The following is a 16,047-nucleotide window of genomic DNA, read 5'->3' as shown; positions in this document are numbered from 1 at the left end:
ACCCAACCCCAACGCCCCCAGATCAGCGCCGGGACGATGGCGCCGAAGCTGCCGCCCAGGTAATAGCAGGTGAGGTACAGGCCCACGGCGCCGGCCTTGTTGTGGCGGGCGGTGGCGGTGGTGAAGGCGCTGGCGGCGGCCTGGGCGAGGAACACGCCCGTGGAGCTGAGGGCCAGGCCCAATACGATGCACCACAGGGATGGCAGCAAGGTCAGGCCCGAGCCACAAACGCCAAGCACCGCAGCCGCCGTCAGCAGTTCGGATTGCGGGCGGGATTTGCTCAGGCGCCCGGCAACGGGAATGACCACCAGGGCCAGCAGGAACACCATGTAGATCGTGCCCAGCGCCGCCGGGCCAAGGTCGAACGGGGCCTGGCTGAGGTAAAGGCCAGCGTAGGTAAACGTCGCCACTTGGGAGAACAGCACGCAAAATCCTACGGCGTAGGCTGCCAGCAACGGCGTGCCGAGCACGTCGGCCCAGGTGGTTGAAGGTCGTGCGACTCGGGGCGGATTGCCCGGCAGCAGGAACTGGATAAATCCGCCCACCATCAGGCTTAACACTGCCAACAGTTCAAAGGCTTCGCGCCAGCCGACGTACTCGGTCATCACGCCGGTGACGAAGCGCCCGGCAAACCCGCCGAGCACGGTGCCGGCCACGTAGAGGCTGGTGACTTCGGTGACGGTGCCGCCGCGCCAGCGATCACCGATGTAGGCCACGCTGGTGGCGAACACCACGGGGATCAGCATGCCTTCGATAAAGCGCCACACCAGCAGTTCGGCAAAGCTGCTGGCATAGGCAGTCATCAAAGCCGGCAACGCCAGCAACAGCGAGGCCGCCGAGATCACCGTGCGTTGCTCAAAACGCCCGGTCAGGCGGCTGACAAAGGGCGCGGTCAGCGCTACCGCCAAGGTGGTGACGGTAATGCTCCAACCGGCCGCCCTGGCGCTCACTTCAAAGTTGGCGGCAAGGGTCTGCAAAATGCTCTGGGTGGCGTAGAGGTTGAGAAACGCCGCGCAGCCACACAGGAACAGGGCAAGACGGGCACAATGCAGGCGCGGTTTCATGAAACCTCTCGTTTTATTATCTGAGGCCTTTATAGAATGACCCGCACACCCGAGACCAATACCGATTTCGAACCGATCAATACCCTGGGGCCAGGATGCTCGACCTACGCAAGCTGCGTTACTTTCTGACCGTCGCCGAAGAATTGCACTTCGGCCGAGCGGCCATTCGCCTGCACCTGGCCCAGCCGCCGTTGACCCGGCAGATTTCCGCGCTGGAGACTGAGCTGGGATTTCGCCTGTTCGACCGCACCAGTCGCACGGTTTCGCTCACTCCCCAGGGGCGCGCGTTCCTGCCCTACGCACGGGCGGTGCTGGAGCAGGTCGACCTCGCTGAAGTCATCGCGGGCAAACTGGCGGCGGGTGCCGCCGGGCAAATGGCGCTGGGTTACGTCAGTTCGATAGCCCTGTCGGACTTGTTCAGCCAGGCGATTCAAGCCTTCGCCCAACGCTTTCCCGATGTGCAACTGACGCTGGTGGAATGCGCCTCCGGCAGCCTGGGCGCACAGGTGGCTGATGGCCGCCTGGATATCGGCCTGAGCCGGTTACTGCCCCAGGACGGTCAGACTGAGGTGCAAGCGTTGTCGTTGGGTGAGGAGCGGCTGGTGGCGGCGGTGTCCAGCGACAGCCCGTTGGCCAACCAGGCCGAGGTCAGCCTGGCGCAGTTGAGTGGGTACCCGTTGATTCTGTTCCCAGCCGATTATGGCTCGGGGCTTAACCAGTCCATTGAGCAGCTTTATCGGCACAAAGGTTTGCCACTAAGGGCCGGGCCGTCGGGACGGCAAATTACCTCGATCATTGCACTGGTGGCGGCGGGACAAGGTGTGGCGCTGGTGCCGGAATGTACGCAGAGTTTGATGAACAAGGGCGTGACGTATCGGCCGTTGGTGGACGCGGAAGCGTATGCACGGCTGCTCGTTCTTACGCGTAGCGGCGCAAGCAGCTTGATGGTCACGGCATTTCTCACGGTAATTGATGAGTTGCTGCAGGCTCGTCAGAAAGCCTGATTGTTCTCTCGAAAAACCTCGCAATACCTCCGTCGGGCACCGTCCCCATGCGCTCATACACTGCATACAGCCCCTACAGAAACACCGGTCATCGACCGCTGGTAGGTAGAGTGTTGATAATTTATTTTCAGTGGTTATAGTCTCCACCAACACACACCACAAGGAGGTGCTGTGGACAGCCGATATTTGATAGGTCACATCGTTGCGGATGGCTGGTATCTGGTGCGAATCAGAGGCAGCCATCATCATTTCAAGCACCCGACAAAGCCGGGGCTCGTGACGATTCCCCATCCTAAAAAGGACCTGCTGGACAAGACCGCAAAGAGCATTTTGAAACAAGCTCTGCTCAGCTAACACGTTCGTTGAGGACAACAAACATGCTGTACCCAATCGCAATTTCAACCGGTGACGAGGACCATGCCTGGGGTGTGGAAGTCCCGGATATTCCCGGTTGCTTCTCAGCTGGAGATGATCTGGACGACGCCATGGCCATGGCCCGCGAAGCGATCGAAGGCCACTTCGAGATCCTCGCAGAAGACGGTGCGCCCATTCCTACAGCACAGAAAGTCACCCTCCATGCCGCCAACCCGCAATATGCCGGCTGCACGTGGGCGGTGGTGGATATTGATGTGACCAAGTACCTGGGCAAGGCACAGAAACTCAATATCACGTTGCCCGGCTACCTGCTGAACCGCATTGACGAATACGTCCTGCATCATCCGGAAGAAAAAAGCCGTTCGGGCTTTCTTGCGTCTGCTGCCCTCAAGGTATTGCAACAGGACCGGTAACAGCACTTCAAGGAACCGCGCAATGCTCCCTCCCTCACACCGCACGCCCAGCCCCGTACTGCGCAAGGTACTGGGCTGGGTACTGATCGCTCCTCTGCTGCTCTCGTTCCTCAGGCTGCCCTTTGCGCTGGGACTCGTGTTGGTGCTGGCGTCCATCACGGCCTCCGTTTATGGCGCCCGGTTTGCCCAACTGCATGCCAGTCGGCGTGTAACCGTATTTGCCGTGATCATCACGCTGCTCAACATCGCTTCATTTTTTGTCATTGGCACGGCATCGGTACTCAAGGCGCTGTACTGGTTCTCGTGGTTTTATTGGTATCCGTATTACGCCGATCGGGTTTACTGGAACTTCTAAGTCTTTCGCGAATTCGACCGCAAGAAACGTAGTTCCACCCTGGGCCGGCCTATCTACAGTAGGGCCATACCCACTCAAGGAGCCCGACCATGTCCTACGAATACAAATACATGCCCTCCCCCGTCGGCCAACTGACCCTCGTGGCCCGTGACGGAAAACTCACCGCCATCCTCTGGGAAAAAGAGCGGCCCAATCGCGTTCGCCTGGGTGCCCTGCAAGAAGCCAGCAACAGCCCGGTACTGCTGGAGACCGAGCGACAGTTGAAGGAGTACTTCGCCGGTGCCCGCAATCGTTTCGAGCTGGAACTGGACTTCGCCGGCACCGACTTCCAGAAGAAAGTCTGGCAGGCGCTGTTGACCATCCCGTTCGGAGAGACCCGCAGCTACAGCCAGATCGCTGCGCAGATAGGCAACCCCAAGGCCGTGCGTGCCGTCGGCGCCGCCAACGGGCGCAATCCGATTTCGATTGTTGCGCCGTGCCATCGGGTGATCGGTGCGTCGGGTGGCTTGACCGGGTTCGCCGGCGGGCTTGAGGCCAAGCAGTATCTACTGGCGCTGGAGGATCACGGCTGACCCCCAGCAGGAAAACGTACAACTTTGTTCAGTTCCTCAATTGTAAAAAGAAATTTCAGAGCACGCCTGCGGTCAGTATTTTCATCACCCACCCTTATAGGAAAACGGTCATGAAATTCTCCGCCATCTCACAATCCCTGTCCCGCTGGGCAGGCAGCGCCCGCACGTTCTACGCGGCGGTGGGATTGATCCTCCTGTGGAGTCTGAGCGGGCCCTATTTCCACTACAACGACACATGGCAGCTGATCATCAACACCTCCACCACCATCATCACCTTCCTGATGGTGTTCCTGATCCAGAACACGCAAAACCGCGACAACGACATTTTGCATATCAAGATTGACGAGTTGCTGCGCGCCACCAAGGATGCACAAAACGCCGTATTGAGCCTGGACGGCCTGGACCGCAAGGAACTGGAGAAACTGCGCAAGGAGTACAAGACCATCGGCGACAGCGAAACCATCACTGTGACGACCTTGGTTACCGAAACAACGGATGACAATGGCCGGTCCAAGACAGACCTGAACCAGGCATAAAAAAACGGCGGCTGGATCACTCCAGCCGCCGTTTTTCATGGGGTACTCAAGGCAATCAACCGTCGCCCTGGTGACCCTTGCCGTACGTCGACGCCAGCGCCCGGGCTTTCTCCAGGCGCTCTTCCAACTTGGGCAAGGTCTCATCCACGAGAGCCTTTATTTCCGGGATATCGGACTCGGCGCCCTCCTGCTTGAACAAGGCAATCGCGTCTTCGTTGGCCTTGATCTGCTGGGCGGTGTAGGCGGCGTCAAAGGAGTCGCCGTCCTTGAGCTCGGGCATCAGCGATTCGGCCTTGTCGACAATCTTGTCCCGTGGGGCCACCGGCAAGTCGAGCTTCTTAGCGATGGCCGCCAGGTGCTGATTGGCCAGAGTGCGTTCATTGATGACTTCGATGGTGTAGTCCTTGATCTCCTGGGACGAAGTCTTGGCGTGTGCCATGCGGCTGGTCTCGATATCGGCCATGCCCTTGGCCGAAGCCTGCTCGATGAAATCGGCAGGCGACTGGGCGAAAGCATTGCTGGCGCCGAGGCCCAGCAGCATCGCGAAACTGGCGGTGCGTAACCGGATAGCCATGCGGCTCATGATGGGTTCCTCCAGGTAATAAACAGGTGCAGGGAAACGAGCCCCGCTCTGAATCTGAATTTTCAGGGCGGTAAAGGTTTAGAAAAAACTTGCCAGTGCGACGAACGGTCGTCAGGTCTTACTGAGGAGCAGTCCTGACGAACGGGACACAAAGATGCAACGGTGACAATGTAGTATGTTGTATTACACATCACTACATCGAGGCACTTATGTCGGTCATGTCATTACGTCTACCTGAAGACATCTCCGAAACACTCGCCAGCCTTGCCAAGGCCACCGGGCGCAGCAAATCGTTCCTCGCCGTCGATGCGTTACGCGAATACCTGACGCGTGAAGCATGGCAAATCGAGGAAATTCAAAAGGCGTTGAAAGAAGCCGATGCGGGTGACTTTGCAACTGCCGCCGAAGTAGACGCAGTGGCAAACAAATGGCGTGCCAATGCGCGTTGAGTGGCTGAAGGCAGCACTCAAAAATCTTGATGATGAAGCAGCTTTCATCGCCCAGGAAAACCCCAAAGCGGCTTATGAGTTTGTTCAGGCCATCCGGACGGGGCTTGAGCATGTTGCTGAGTTTCCGGCGATGGGTCGAGAAGGACGCGTTCCTGGTACACGTGAGTGGGTGATGCCACGCTGGCCCTATCTCGTGCCATATCGTATTCGCGAGGGACGGTTACAGGTTCTTCGAATATTTCACACACGGCGCCAACCACCGAACAGTTGGTAACGCCGATCAACCCTGTATCACAACCTGCACCTGCCCATTCAACCACTGCAACGCCGGGTCTCCACCCCGCCGCGAATGCCACGCCAGCACAAACGCAAACGACGGAATGTGAAACGGCGGCGGCACGGCCAATAGCCGTTCGTGATCAATATTGAGCAGCCCGCGAGACGACACGGTAAGCACCAGGTCCGTGCCCTGGATCAACTGCGGCGCGACACCCCAATGAGGCAAGCTGATAGCCACGTGTCGGCGCTCGCGAATCGCCGTCAGCGCCCGTTCGATTTCCGGTGTTCCGCTGCCACGCATTTCCAGCAATACGTGGGGCCGCGCCAGATAGGTGGGCAGGTCGAGTACACCGCTTGCCGGCAGGCTGTCACGGTCCACCAGGCACACGTAATGCTCTTCAAACAGCGGCGTGCTGCGCAGTTCGGCAGGCATGTCGGGAAACACCCCGGCCGCCAGGTCGATATCGCCATTGAGCACACCGTCAAGCATGCCTTCGCGACTGGCCTGGATAATCTGCAAATCAATCCCCGGCGCTTCCCGGCGCAAGGTGCGCACCAGTCCCGGCAAGAAAATCGCCGCACTGTAGTCCGACATGGCGACCCGGAAGGTGCGCTTGGCCGACGCCGGATCAAAACGATTGGGCTCCAGCAGCGCCTGTACCTGGGCCAGCGCTTCCGCCAGCGGCATGGCCAGTTCCAGAGCACGAGCAGTGGGCACCAGCGAGCTGCCCTGGCGCACCAGCAACGCGTCTCCGAGCAAATCCCGCAACCGCGCCAGCGCGTGGCTCACCGCCGGCTGGCTCAGGTGCAGGCGCTCGGCGGCACGGGTCACGTGTTGCTCGCTGAGCAAGGCATCAAGGATCACCAGCAGGTTAAGGTCGATGCGTCGTAGATCATTCATCAGCTGCATGTTCTGCATAAGAACTTGGAATTTAAATTTGCGCGACGAATAGCCTAGAGTCCAGCAAAACCTTTGGGAGATTGATCATGACGACGTTGCATTGGGTAGGTTTGTTGCTGTTGGCCGCGTTTGCCGGGGCAGTGGTGCCGTTTCAAAGCGCGATAAACGCCAACCTGGGACGCGGCCTGGGGCATCCGCTGTGGGCCACCCTCGCCTCGCTGCTGGTGAGCATCATCGTGCTGCTGCCGGTGATCCTGGCCCTGCGCCTGCCGCTGCCCAACCTGGGTTTTATCACCAAGGCGCCGCTGTGGATGTGGAGCGGCGGCGCGTTCGGCGTGTGCTTCATTTCGCTGGCGTTGATCCTGATGCCCAAGCTCGGCGCCTCGGGGTTTATCGCCCTGGCGATGGCCGGGCAAATCGTCGCCTCGTTGATGCTGGACCACTTCGGCTTGTTCGGGCTGGTGGAACGCCAATTGACCGCGCCCCGGTTGATCGGGGCGCTGATGTTGATTGGCGGTGTGGCCCTGATTCAATTCAGTGCCGCACCCACCCGCTCGCTGGTGACCGCCGGCTGATCAGCGCTTGTCGAGGGTGCGCAGCTTCTGCGGCAAGCCCCACAGCAACAGCGTCGCCGCCAGCAACGCACACACGCCGATGACATACAGCGCCGGCGTGGTGCTGCCAGTGAGGTCCTTGATCCGGCCGACCATCACCGGGCTGACGATGCCGCCGAACTGGCCCAACGTGTTGATCACCGCGATCCCGCCAGCAGCGCCCGCGCCGGCACCGGCCAACAACTTCGGCGGCAGCGTCCAGAACGTCGGGATCGAAGCGATGATCCCCGCGCCCAGCAAGCTCAGGGCGACGATCAGGAACGTGGTGTGATCGGCAAAGATCCCGGCACAGAAGAACCCCACCGCCCCCAGCGCCACCAGGCCGCTGACGAACTTGCGACGTTCGCCGGTGGCGTCGGACAAGCGTCCGATCACCACCATGCTGATGGCACCGCAGACGTAGGGAATCGCCGTCAGCAAGCCGATCATCACCGGGCTCTGGGTGCCGGCGCTGCGGATCAGTTGCGGCGCCCAGAAGTTCAGGCCGTAGGACGCCACCTGGATCAGGAAGTAGATAAAACCCAGCATCAGGAAGCCTGGGATACGCAATGCAGCCAGCAACGAGCCACCGCTCTTGTGGGGTTCATGCACGGCAATGCGGCTGGCCAGCAACGTCTTCTCCGTCGAGGTCAGCCAGTGGGCGTCCTCGATACGGTCCTTGAGCAGCTTGAGCACCAGGAACCCCAGGCCCACACAGGGCAAGCCACCGAGCAAGAACAACCAGTGCCAGCCGCGCATTTGCAGCACACCATCGAGGTGTTCCAGCACCAGCCCGGAGAACGGCGCGCCCACCAGCCCGGCAAACGCCGACGCCAGGAACAGCATCGAGGTGATGCGCCCACGGAAGTGCTGCGGGAACCACAACGTCAGGTAATACAGCACGCCCGGGGCAAACCCGGCCTCCATCGCACCGATGATGAAACGCAGGCCGTAGAACTGCCATTCGGCCGTGACGAACACCATAGCGGCCGTCGCCAGCCCCCACGACATCATGATGCGAGCGATCCAGCGGCGGGCGCCGACCTTGTACAGCATCATGTTGCTCGGCACTTCAAAGATCACATAGCCCACCACAAACAGCCCGGCGCCGAGACCATAGGCGGTGTCACTCAGGCTCAGATCGGCCTGTAGCTGGAACTTGGCGAAGCTGATGTTGATGCGGTCAAAAAACGCGAACAGGTAGCAGACCATGATCAGCGGCATCAGGCGCCAGGCGACCTTGCTGACCAGGGCTTTTTCGGCATCGTGTTCAGCGGCCGGGCGCACGCCGGCCTCCAACGTATTAAGGCTCATCGATTCTCTCCAGCGGACTGCTCGCAGGCATCCGATTGTTTTTGTTGTCTGGTTACGGCTTACAAGGTGGCGATGTAGGCCGGTGGCGGATGCAGGTCGCAATTGCGCCCGGCCTTGGCCACCTGGCCCGGCAACTCATGGCCCAGCAAGGCCGGCAATTGCCGCGACATTTTCAGCAGGTGCGGCAGGTCGATGCCGGTCTGGATCCCGACTTCATCACACAGGTTGACCAGGTCTTCAGTGCAGATATTGCCCGACGCGCCGGGCGCAAACGGGCAACCGCCGAGGCCGCCCAATGCCGCATCAAACCGCCGCGCACCGGCCTCGTAGGCGGCCAGCACATTGCACAAACCCAGGCCGCGGGTGTTGTGGAAATGCAGGGTCAGGTCGCTCGCCGGAACACGTTCCAGCACGCGCTTGACCAGACGCTCGACCTGACGCGGATTGGCCATGCCGGTGGTGTCGGCCAGGCTGATGCCCTGGATGCCCAGCTCGCGGTAGGCATCGACCAATTGCAGCACGCGGTCCTCATCGATCTTGCCCTCGAACGGGCAGCCGAAGGTGGTCGCGATGCTGCCGTTGAGGCGCACCGGGTGCTCGGCAGCAAAGCTCACGATATCGCCGAATGCGGCCAACGAAGCCTCGCAACGCATGCGCATATTCGCCAGGTTGTGGGTCTGGCTGGCGGACATCACCAGGTTCAACTCATCGGCCCGGGACTCGATGGCACGCTGGGCACCCTTGAGGTTGGGGATCAACGCCACGTAGATGACCCCGGGGCGACGAGTGATGCCCTGGAACACCTGTTCCCCATCGCGCAAGGCGGGAATGGCCTTGGGCGACACGAACGAGCCGGCTTCGATCCGGGAAAACCCGGCCATGGACAGTTGGTCTATCAACGCGATCTTGTCGACAGTCTCGACCCAGGTCGGCTCGATTTGCAGGCCGTCACGGGGCGAGACTTCCTGCACGACCAGCGCATCGGAATAGTTTTTCATTGCACCACTCCCGAGGATTTCAGGCGTTGAATATCGGCGCCGCTCAGGCCCAGGTCGCCGAGGATTGAATCAGTGTGCTGGCCCAGGCTCGGGCCCTGCCAATTCACCGCGCCGGGGGTTTCCGACAGTTTGGGCACGATACCGGGCATCTTCACCGTGAGGCCGCCGGGCAGGTCGGCGCTGAGCAGCATGTCGCGGGCCTGGTAGTGCGGATCGGCGACGATATCGGCCACTGAATAGATGCGCCCCGCCGGTACTTCGGCGGCTTCCAGGGCACTGAGCACCTCGTCGATGGGCAGGCTGCTGGTCCAGTGGGTGATGGCGGCGTCCAGCAGGCCGCTTTTCGCGGCGCGGCCATCGTTGTGGGCAAACTCCGGCGCTTCGGCCAGGTCGGCGCGGCCGATGGCGAGCATCAGGCGCTTGTAGATCGGGTCGCTGTTGCCGGCGATCACCACATAGGCGCCGTCGGCGGTCAGGTAGGTGTTGGACGGTGCAATGCCGGGCAAGGCGCCGCCACTGCGTTCACGCACATGGCCAAGCATGTCGTATTCCGGCACCAGGCTTTCCATCAGGTTGAACACGCTTTCGGCCAGGGACACGTCGACAATCTGGCCGTCGCCCTGGCCGGTCTTGACCCGCAGCAGCGACATCAGCGCGCCGATCACACCGTGCAGCGACGCCAGGGAATCACCGAGGCTCACGCCGACCCGCGCCGGTGGTGAATCCGGGTTGCCGGTGGTGTAGCGAATCCCGCCCATGGCCTCGCCGATGGCACCAAAGCCCGGGCGGTCGCGGTAGGGGCCGGTCTGGCCGTAGCCCGAGATACGCACCAACGTCAGCTTGGGATTGAGGGCGTGCAGCACGTCCCAGCCCAGGCCGAGTTTTTCCAGGCCGCCGGGGCGCAGGTTTTCGATCAGCACGTCGGCATCGCCCAGCAATTGCTTGACCAGGTCCAGGCCTTCTGCCGACTTGAGGTCCAGGGCCAGGGACTTCTTGTTGCGCGATTGCAGGTACCACCACAGCGACGTGCCTTCGTGCAGCTTTCGCCATTTGCGAAGCGGATCGCCCTGCCCCATGGCTTCGATCTTGATCACCTCGGCGCCAAACTCGGCCATCAGCCGGGCGGCGAAGGGCGCGGCAATCAGGGTGCCGATCTCGATCACCTTGATACCGCTCAGGGGAGCCGTCATGGGGTGTACCTCTTGTTCTTGGAATGTGGGGCCAAGGCTAGAGGACGCAGGCAGTAGAAATCCAACCGTCAGTTGGCAACGAGCGTTCGCCAAATGCGAACGCTTGAGTAAGGACTGGTTGTGGCGAGGGAGCTTGCTCCCGCTGGAGTGCGTAGCGCTCCCGGCTTTTTGGGGCTGCTACACAGCCCAGCGGGAGCAAGCTCCCTCGCCACAGCAAGCTCCCTCGCCACAGCGTTTGCTTACGCCTGCTCCCGCCGCAGGTAATCGAACAACAACCGGCTCACCGGCGACAGCTGCGCCTCGTCACGCACCACCAGGATCAGGCTGCGGTCCGACCATGCATCCGTCAGCGGTACCGCGTGCAAGCCCAACGCCCGGCCAAACAGTTCATAGGCTTTTTGCGGCAGGATGCCGATGCCCATGTTGGCCTGGACCATCCGGCACATGGCATCGAAGCCCGGCACATGGATCCGCAAGCGCAGCACCTTGCCCGCCTCCCGCGCCGCCGCATGGGTGCGCATGTTGATCGAACTGGCGGAATGCAGCCCCACGTAGTCGCTGTCCAGCGTCTCGGCGAACGCCAGGGTCTTGCGCGAGGCCAACGGGTGATCCGCCGGCATCAGCACCACCAGCTTGTCCCGGCGATAGGTCACGCCGGGCAGGCCTTTGGTATCGGTGTCGCTGGAACAGATGCCCAGGTCCGCAACGCCGTCAATCACACCCTGGACCACGCCATTGCTGGGCCGCTCTTCCAGGTCGGCCTTCACCTGTGGATGCAGCGCGGAAAAGTCGCGCAAGTCTTCGGGCAGGAACTGAATGATTGCCGAGAGGTTCGCCAGCATCCGCACATAACCGCGCACGCCGTGACTGTGTTCGCCCAGCTCCAGGCCCATCTTCTCGACATTGAACAGCATCTGCCGTGCATGGTGCAGCAAGGTCTCGCCGGCAGCCGTGAGCTGCATGCCCTTGGCCTGGCGCACAAACAGGCTGACGCCCAGCACCTGTTCCAGCTCCATCAAGCGCTTGCTGGCCGCCGAGACCGCGATAGCTTCACGGGCGGCGGCGCGGGTCAGCGTGCCTTCCTCATGCACTGCCACAAACAATTGCAGGGTGATCAGGTCAAGGCGGCGAACCAAGCTTTTGTGCAGCATCTAGGCGCGCTCGGTGGCCAGGCGATTGATATCGGCCTGCTCCACCACCGGCAGAGGTGCACCGTGCCGGACGGCCGAGAGCATTGCGCGGCCAACGGTTTCCGTGCTCACCACCCAGGCCGGTCGCACATGGCGCAGCAGCGACAACAACGGGCCGACCACGGTGTAGATGGACTGGTAGAGCGGGGTTTTCGAGCGCACACCGTGCAACGGCTGGATCACCCCGGGACGGAACAGGTACACCGCCTTGAACGGCAGGCGCAGCAACGCATTCTCGGTCTTGCCCTTGATCCGTGCCCACATGGTTTTGCCGGTTTCGCTGCTGTCGGTACCGGCGCCGGACACGTAGATAAAGGTCATCTGCGGGTTGAGCCGCGCCAGGGTGCTGGCGGCCACCAGCGTCAAGTCGTAGCTCAAATGGGTGTACTTGGCTTCATCCATGCCCACCGAAGAAACGCCCAGGCAAAAGAAGCAGGCATCGAAACCTTGCAGCAGATGCTCCAGGGGCTGGAAATCGAACATGTCGGCATGCAGCACCTGGTGCAGCTTGCCGTGTTCCTGGGTCAGCGCGGTACGGCCGACGGCGACGACTTCCTGCACGTCACTGGCCAGCAGGCACTCGCGCAACACGCCTTGGCCGACCATGCCGGTGGCGCCGAATAATAGAACTCTCATAAGGTTGGTTCCTAAGCGACAAGCGGTTAGCTTCATGCTGCAAGGTAGAGACAAACCCACTGGCAACTTGTAGCTTGCGGCTTGCAGCTTACTGCTCAACAGGATCTTTTGCCCCTTGAAAAGCACCACGACCCTCGCCATTGCCTGCAGCGCGGCCTTTTTGTCCCAGGTTGGCATCAGCAGTTATCTGCCCGCCGTGCCGGCGATTGCCTTGTCATTGACCGCTGCAGAGGACCAGGTGGCACTGGCCCTGGCGGTGTACTTGATCGGCATGGCGTTGCCGATGCTGCTCTGGGGCAGCCTCGGTGAGCGCCTGGGGAGAAAGCCGGTGTTGCTGGCAGCGTTGGCGTTGTATGCGCTGGCCAGTGCGGCGATTCCGTCCGCCTACAGCCTCGAATCGTTCCTCGGCCTGCGCCTGGTTCAAGGCCTCGGTGCGGGCGGTGTGTCGGTGATGGCGCGGGTGCTGGTTCGTGACAGCTTCAGCGGTGCCCTGTTGGCCAAAGGTTTGTCGTGGCTGGGCATGACGTTCGTGATCGCCCTGGGCATCGGGCAGTTTGTGGGCTCGCTGTTGCAAGTGGCGTTTGGTTGGGAGGCGATCTTTTATGGGCTGGCGGTCGCGGCTGTCGGCTTGATGATTGCGCTGCAACGGGTGGTGTTTGCAAGATTGGAAAAAGCCTCTGGACACGTCTCGGCCTGGCGCATCTACGGCACGATCCTGCGTCATCCGGCGTTCCTGCGGCCTGCGTTGGCGGGCGGTTTGGGTTACGGGGTGATCATCGCGTTCAACACCTGCGCACCGTTGATTTTGCAGGGCCATTTCGAGTGGAGCGCGGCGCAATATGGCTGGCTCGGCTGGCCAATCAGCGCGGCGTATCTGGCAGGGGCGTTGATGGTCAATCGCCTCGTCGCCCGCACCGGGCGCCTGTCGATGATGAGTTGGGGCGTGGCGTTGGTGATGTGCGGCAGCGCGACGATGTTGCTGGGCAGCCTGTTTGCCAATGGGCTGGCGATCCTGCTGTGGCTGCCGTATTGCCTGGCGGTGTTCGGCCAATCGATGAGTTATCCCATCAGCCTGTCGCTGGCCAATGATGAATCACCGGTGAGCGGCTCCTACGCCATGGCCTTGAGCGGCTTTATGCATCAGTTGATGGCGGCGGCGATCGGTGGCGTGGCCAGCCTGCTGGCGAGTCAGCAGGCCTGGCCGTTGGCGGTGTTATGCGTGGCGCTGGCGGGCGGCGCACTGCTGTGCGTCGCCATGGCCAGGACTGATCAGAACGCGCTGCGGAAGATCTCTTCAATCTGACGCTGATCCGCGCGCCGTGGGTTGGTCAGGCCGCAGGCGTCCTTCAGGGCGTTGGACGCCAGCAGCGGGATGTCCTGCAACTTGGCGCCCAGCTCCCGCAACCCGGCAGGAATTTCCACATCCTGGGACAGGCTGCGAATCGCCGCGATGGCCGCCTGGGCGCCCTCTTCCACCGACGTACCCTTGATATCTGCGCCAAGGGCCCGTGCCACATGGCTCAGGCGCTCGGCGCTGACGCTGGCGTTGAAGCTTTGCACATGAGGCAACAGCACCGCATTGCACACGCCGTGAGGCAAGTCATACAGCCCGCCCAACTGGTGCGCCATGGCGTGCACGAACCCCAGGGACGCGTTGTTGAAGGCCATGCCGGCGAGGAACTGCGCGTAGGCCATGTTCTCCCGGGCGGCCAGGTCTTTACCGTCGCGCACCGCAATCCGCAGGTTGGCGCTGATCAGCTCGATGGCCTTGATCGCGCAGGCATCGGTGATCGGGTTGGCGGCGGTGGACACGTAGGCTTCGATTGCGTGGGTGAGCGCATCCATGCCGGTGGCGGCTGTCAGGCCCTTGGGCATGCCGACCATCAGCGCCGGGTCGTTGACCGACAGCAGCGGCGTGACGTTACGGTCGACGATGGCCATTTTCACGTGGCGGGTTTCGTCGGTGATGATGCAGAAGCGGGTCATTTCGCTGGCCGTGCCGGCGGTGGTGTTGATGGCTACCAGCGGCAGTTGCGGTTTGGCCGACTGATCGACGCCTTCGTAGTCGCCGATGTGCCCGCCGTTGGTCGCACACAGGGCAATGCCCTTGGCACAGTCATGGGGTGAGCCACCGCCCAGTGACACCACGAAATCACAGGCACTCTGTTGCAGCAGCGCCAGGCCTTTTTCGACGTTCTCGACGTTCGGGTTGGGCTTGGCGCCGTCATAGATCACCGAGTCGATGTCTTGCATCGCAAGCTTCTCGGCGATCATGCTGGCCACACCTGCCTTGGCCATCCCGGCGTCAGTGACGATCAGCGCCTTGCGAAAACCGTAGTTGCGAATCGCGGTCATGGCTTCGTCGAGGCAGTCGAGGCCCATGATGTTGACGGCGGGAATGAAGAAGGTGCTGCTCATGGTGGCTAATCCTTTAAAGTCGTTATGCCTACAGCATCGACCTCGATTGCCTGCGGCATCTTGACCAGGATCAACGCCCGCTCGTGATAAAGTCACCGCCCAGCCGATTTCGAGTAGACCCGCCGCAATGAAGGATTCCCAGGATTTTGATGCCCACCTAGAAGACTGGAACGCCTTGCGCAGCAGTACCGCCATCAGCGGGATCCTGATCGGCAACGGCGCCAGCCGCGCAGTGTGGGAAGATTTTGCCTACGACTCACTGTTCGAAAACGCCCGCACCGTGGAAGAAAAACCCCTGAGCCAGTCCGAACTCAGCGTGTTTGACGCGATGCAGACCCGCAGCTTCGAGCAGGTGCTGGGTGCACTGAAAACCACCAGCCGGGTCAACAAGGCCCTGGCGGTCAGCTCGGCTGCGCCGCGTAATCGCTATTACGCGATCAAGGAAGCGCTGATCAATACGATCCACAGCGTGCATATTCCGTGGCGCCTGGTGAAGCCGTCGACACTGGCGACCCTCCATCAGGAGCTGGCGAGTTACCCGACGGTGTTCACCAGCAATTACGACCTGCTCAACTACTGGGCGATCCTGCATGCGCCGGGCATCGATGATCTGTTTCGCAGTGCCGATGCGAGCTTTGACCTGCGCAATACTGCCTGCGACACCACGCGCATTTTGTATCTGCATGGTGGCCTGCACCTGGTGCGTAACCTTGATGGTACGGCGCGTAAATTGCCGACCACTGACAGCACGTTGCTCAGCAGTTTTGCGATCAACAACACGATCAAGACGCTGGATGATGTGCCGTTGTTTGTCAGCGAGGGCAAGGTTGAGGAGAAGCTGAAGACCATTCGCAGTTCTGACTATTTGTCGTTCTGTTATGAGCAGTTGTTGGGCCATGAAGGTGGGCTATGCATCTTTGGGCATCACCTCGGCGCGCAGGATGTGCATCTGGTGCAGGCGATTCGACAGGCGAAGATCAGCACGTTGGCGATTTCGGTGTTTGGCCGCAGTGCAGGGTTTATCCAGCAGCAGAAGCGGCGTTTTGCGGAGTTGTTTGAGGGGATGGAGGTGGAGTTGCGGTTTTTTGATGCGCGTAGTCATGCGCTTGGGAATTCGGGGCTTTCGGTGCCCGTGGAGCGGTGATGGTAGTTGGGGTGAGGTGAGGTGGTGTGGGGT

General features: G+C 61.3%; 20 protein-coding genes. 11 read left to right on the top strand and 9 right to left on the bottom strand.

Going from position 1 to position 16,047, the window contains the following annotated elements; translation table 11 throughout:
- On the bottom strand, nucleotides 1-1,064 hold a 1,064-nt coding region (locus AC3WKX_RS32520; protein WP_102607520.1), incomplete at its 3' end, for an MFS transporter.
- A 95-nt stretch (nucleotides 1,065-1,159) separates the two neighbouring features.
- On the opposite strand from AC3WKX_RS32520, the gene AC3WKX_RS32515 reads away from it, so the two are divergent.
- The 6 genes from AC3WKX_RS32515 to AC3WKX_RS32490 all read left to right on the top strand — a co-directional run bounded on the left by AC3WKX_RS32515 (nucleotide 1,160) and on the right by AC3WKX_RS32490 (nucleotide 4,319).
- Nucleotides 1,160-2,068, top strand: a complete 909-nt coding sequence (locus tag AC3WKX_RS32515; RefSeq protein ID WP_102604152.1) for a LysR family transcriptional regulator — start codon at nucleotides 1,160-1,162, stop codon at nucleotides 2,066-2,068.
- Between the two features lie 171 nt (nucleotides 2,069-2,239).
- Complete coding sequence (locus AC3WKX_RS32510; protein ID WP_003189411.1) at nucleotides 2,240-2,422, top strand: type II toxin-antitoxin system HicA family toxin; 183 nt, start codon at nucleotides 2,240-2,242, stop codon at nucleotides 2,420-2,422.
- Nucleotides 2,423-2,445: 23 nt separating this feature from the next.
- Entirely contained in the window at nucleotides 2,446-2,856 is a 411-nt protein-coding gene (locus AC3WKX_RS32505; protein WP_003212074.1) for a type II toxin-antitoxin system HicB family antitoxin, read from the top strand.
- Nucleotides 2,857-2,878: 22 nt separating this feature from the next.
- The gene (locus tag AC3WKX_RS32500) at nucleotides 2,879-3,211 is read left to right on the top strand and encodes a hypothetical protein (RefSeq protein ID WP_102604151.1); all 333 of its coding nucleotides are present in this window, start codon (nucleotides 2,879-2,881) and stop codon (nucleotides 3,209-3,211) included.
- Nucleotides 3,212-3,300: 89 nt separating this feature from the next.
- On the top strand, nucleotides 3,301-3,783 hold the full coding sequence (locus AC3WKX_RS32495) for a methylated-DNA--[protein]-cysteine S-methyltransferase (RefSeq protein WP_003212078.1): 483 nt from the start codon (nucleotides 3,301-3,303) through the stop codon (nucleotides 3,781-3,783).
- A gap of 110 nt (nucleotides 3,784-3,893) precedes the next feature.
- On the top strand, nucleotides 3,894-4,319 hold the full coding sequence (locus AC3WKX_RS32490; protein ID WP_003212079.1) for a low affinity iron permease family protein: 426 nt from the start codon (nucleotides 3,894-3,896) through the stop codon (nucleotides 4,317-4,319).
- A gap of 55 nt (nucleotides 4,320-4,374) precedes the next feature.
- On the opposite strand, the gene AC3WKX_RS32485 is transcribed toward AC3WKX_RS32490, so the two are convergent.
- Nucleotides 4,375-4,902, bottom strand: a complete 528-nt coding sequence (locus AC3WKX_RS32485; protein ID WP_003212082.1) for a DUF4142 domain-containing protein — start codon at nucleotides 4,900-4,902, stop codon at nucleotides 4,375-4,377.
- 209 nt (nucleotides 4,903-5,111) lie between these two features.
- On the opposite strand from AC3WKX_RS32485, the gene AC3WKX_RS32480 reads away from it, so the two are divergent.
- Entirely contained in the window at nucleotides 5,112-5,351 is a 240-nt protein-coding gene (locus AC3WKX_RS32480) for a CopG family ribbon-helix-helix protein (protein WP_008437804.1), read from the top strand.
- Nucleotides 5,341-5,625: a type II toxin-antitoxin system RelE/ParE family toxin gene (locus AC3WKX_RS32475; RefSeq protein ID WP_008437803.1), complete on the top strand. Its 285-nt coding sequence runs from the start codon at nucleotides 5,341-5,343 to the stop codon at nucleotides 5,623-5,625. The genes AC3WKX_RS32480 and AC3WKX_RS32475 overlap by 11 nt, the downstream gene beginning before the upstream one ends.
- A 6-nt stretch (nucleotides 5,626-5,631) precedes the next feature.
- On the opposite strand, the gene AC3WKX_RS32470 is transcribed toward AC3WKX_RS32475, so the two are convergent.
- On the bottom strand, nucleotides 5,632-6,540 hold the full coding sequence (locus tag AC3WKX_RS32470; RefSeq protein ID WP_404942414.1) for a LysR family transcriptional regulator: 909 nt from the start codon (nucleotides 6,538-6,540) through the stop codon (nucleotides 5,632-5,634).
- Between the two features lie 77 nt (nucleotides 6,541-6,617).
- Here AC3WKX_RS32470 and AC3WKX_RS32465 point away from each other — a divergent pair, with 77 nt between their 5' ends.
- Nucleotides 6,618-7,106 (top strand): DMT family transporter, encoded by a 489-nt coding sequence (locus AC3WKX_RS32465; RefSeq protein WP_003212086.1) that lies wholly within the window; start codon nucleotides 6,618-6,620, stop codon nucleotides 7,104-7,106.
- Here AC3WKX_RS32465 and AC3WKX_RS32460 read toward each other — a convergent pair whose 3' ends face one another.
- The 5 genes from AC3WKX_RS32460 to AC3WKX_RS32440 form a co-directional block, all read right to left on the bottom strand.
- Nucleotides 7,107-8,438 (bottom strand): MFS transporter, encoded by a 1,332-nt coding sequence (locus tag AC3WKX_RS32460; protein ID WP_102604149.1) that lies wholly within the window; start codon nucleotides 8,436-8,438, stop codon nucleotides 7,107-7,109. It abuts the gene before it with no gap.
- Between the two features lie 59 nt (nucleotides 8,439-8,497).
- Nucleotides 8,498-9,436 carry a hydroxymethylglutaryl-CoA lyase gene (locus AC3WKX_RS32455; protein WP_102604148.1) on the bottom strand — a complete coding sequence of 313 codons (939 nt, stop codon included), beginning with the start codon at nucleotides 9,434-9,436 and terminating at the stop codon, nucleotides 8,498-8,500.
- Nucleotides 9,433-10,626, bottom strand: coding sequence for a CaiB/BaiF CoA transferase family protein (locus AC3WKX_RS32450; RefSeq protein WP_102604147.1), 1,194 nt, complete (start codon nucleotides 10,624-10,626; stop codon nucleotides 9,433-9,435). Before AC3WKX_RS32450 ends, AC3WKX_RS32455 begins: the two co-directional genes overlap by 4 nt.
- 239 nt (nucleotides 10,627-10,865) lie before the next feature.
- Nucleotides 10,866-11,777 carry a LysR family transcriptional regulator gene (locus tag AC3WKX_RS32445; RefSeq protein ID WP_102604146.1) on the bottom strand — a complete coding sequence of 304 codons (912 nt, stop codon included), beginning with the start codon at nucleotides 11,775-11,777 and terminating at the stop codon, nucleotides 10,866-10,868.
- Nucleotides 11,778-12,452 carry an NAD(P)H-binding protein gene (locus AC3WKX_RS32440; protein WP_102604145.1) on the bottom strand — a complete coding sequence of 225 codons (675 nt, stop codon included), beginning with the start codon at nucleotides 12,450-12,452 and terminating at the stop codon, nucleotides 11,778-11,780.
- A 115-nt stretch (nucleotides 12,453-12,567) separates the two neighbouring features.
- On the opposite strand from AC3WKX_RS32440, the gene AC3WKX_RS32435 reads away from it, so the two are divergent.
- Nucleotides 12,568-13,755 carry an MFS transporter gene (locus AC3WKX_RS32435; protein ID WP_102604144.1) on the top strand — a complete coding sequence of 396 codons (1,188 nt, stop codon included), beginning with the start codon at nucleotides 12,568-12,570 and terminating at the stop codon, nucleotides 13,753-13,755.
- Here the strand turns inward: AC3WKX_RS32435 and yiaY are convergent.
- Nucleotides 13,722-14,870: an L-threonine dehydrogenase gene (gene yiaY / locus AC3WKX_RS32430; RefSeq protein ID WP_008437790.1), complete on the bottom strand. Its 1,149-nt coding sequence runs from the start codon at nucleotides 14,868-14,870 to the stop codon at nucleotides 13,722-13,724. The two genes, AC3WKX_RS32435 and yiaY, sit on opposite strands and share 34 nt — an antisense overlap.
- 127 nt (nucleotides 14,871-14,997) lie before the next feature.
- Between yiaY and AC3WKX_RS32425 the strand changes: the two genes are divergently transcribed.
- Nucleotides 14,998-16,014, top strand: coding sequence for a DUF4917 family protein (locus AC3WKX_RS32425; RefSeq protein ID WP_003212103.1), 1,017 nt, complete (start codon nucleotides 14,998-15,000; stop codon nucleotides 16,012-16,014).
- Nucleotides 16,015-16,047 lie beyond the last annotated feature (33 nt).

The sequence above is a fragment of the Pseudomonas sp. GP01-A4 genome (assembly GCF_058780865.1).
This window is presented reverse-complemented; position numbering and strand designations above follow the sequence as displayed.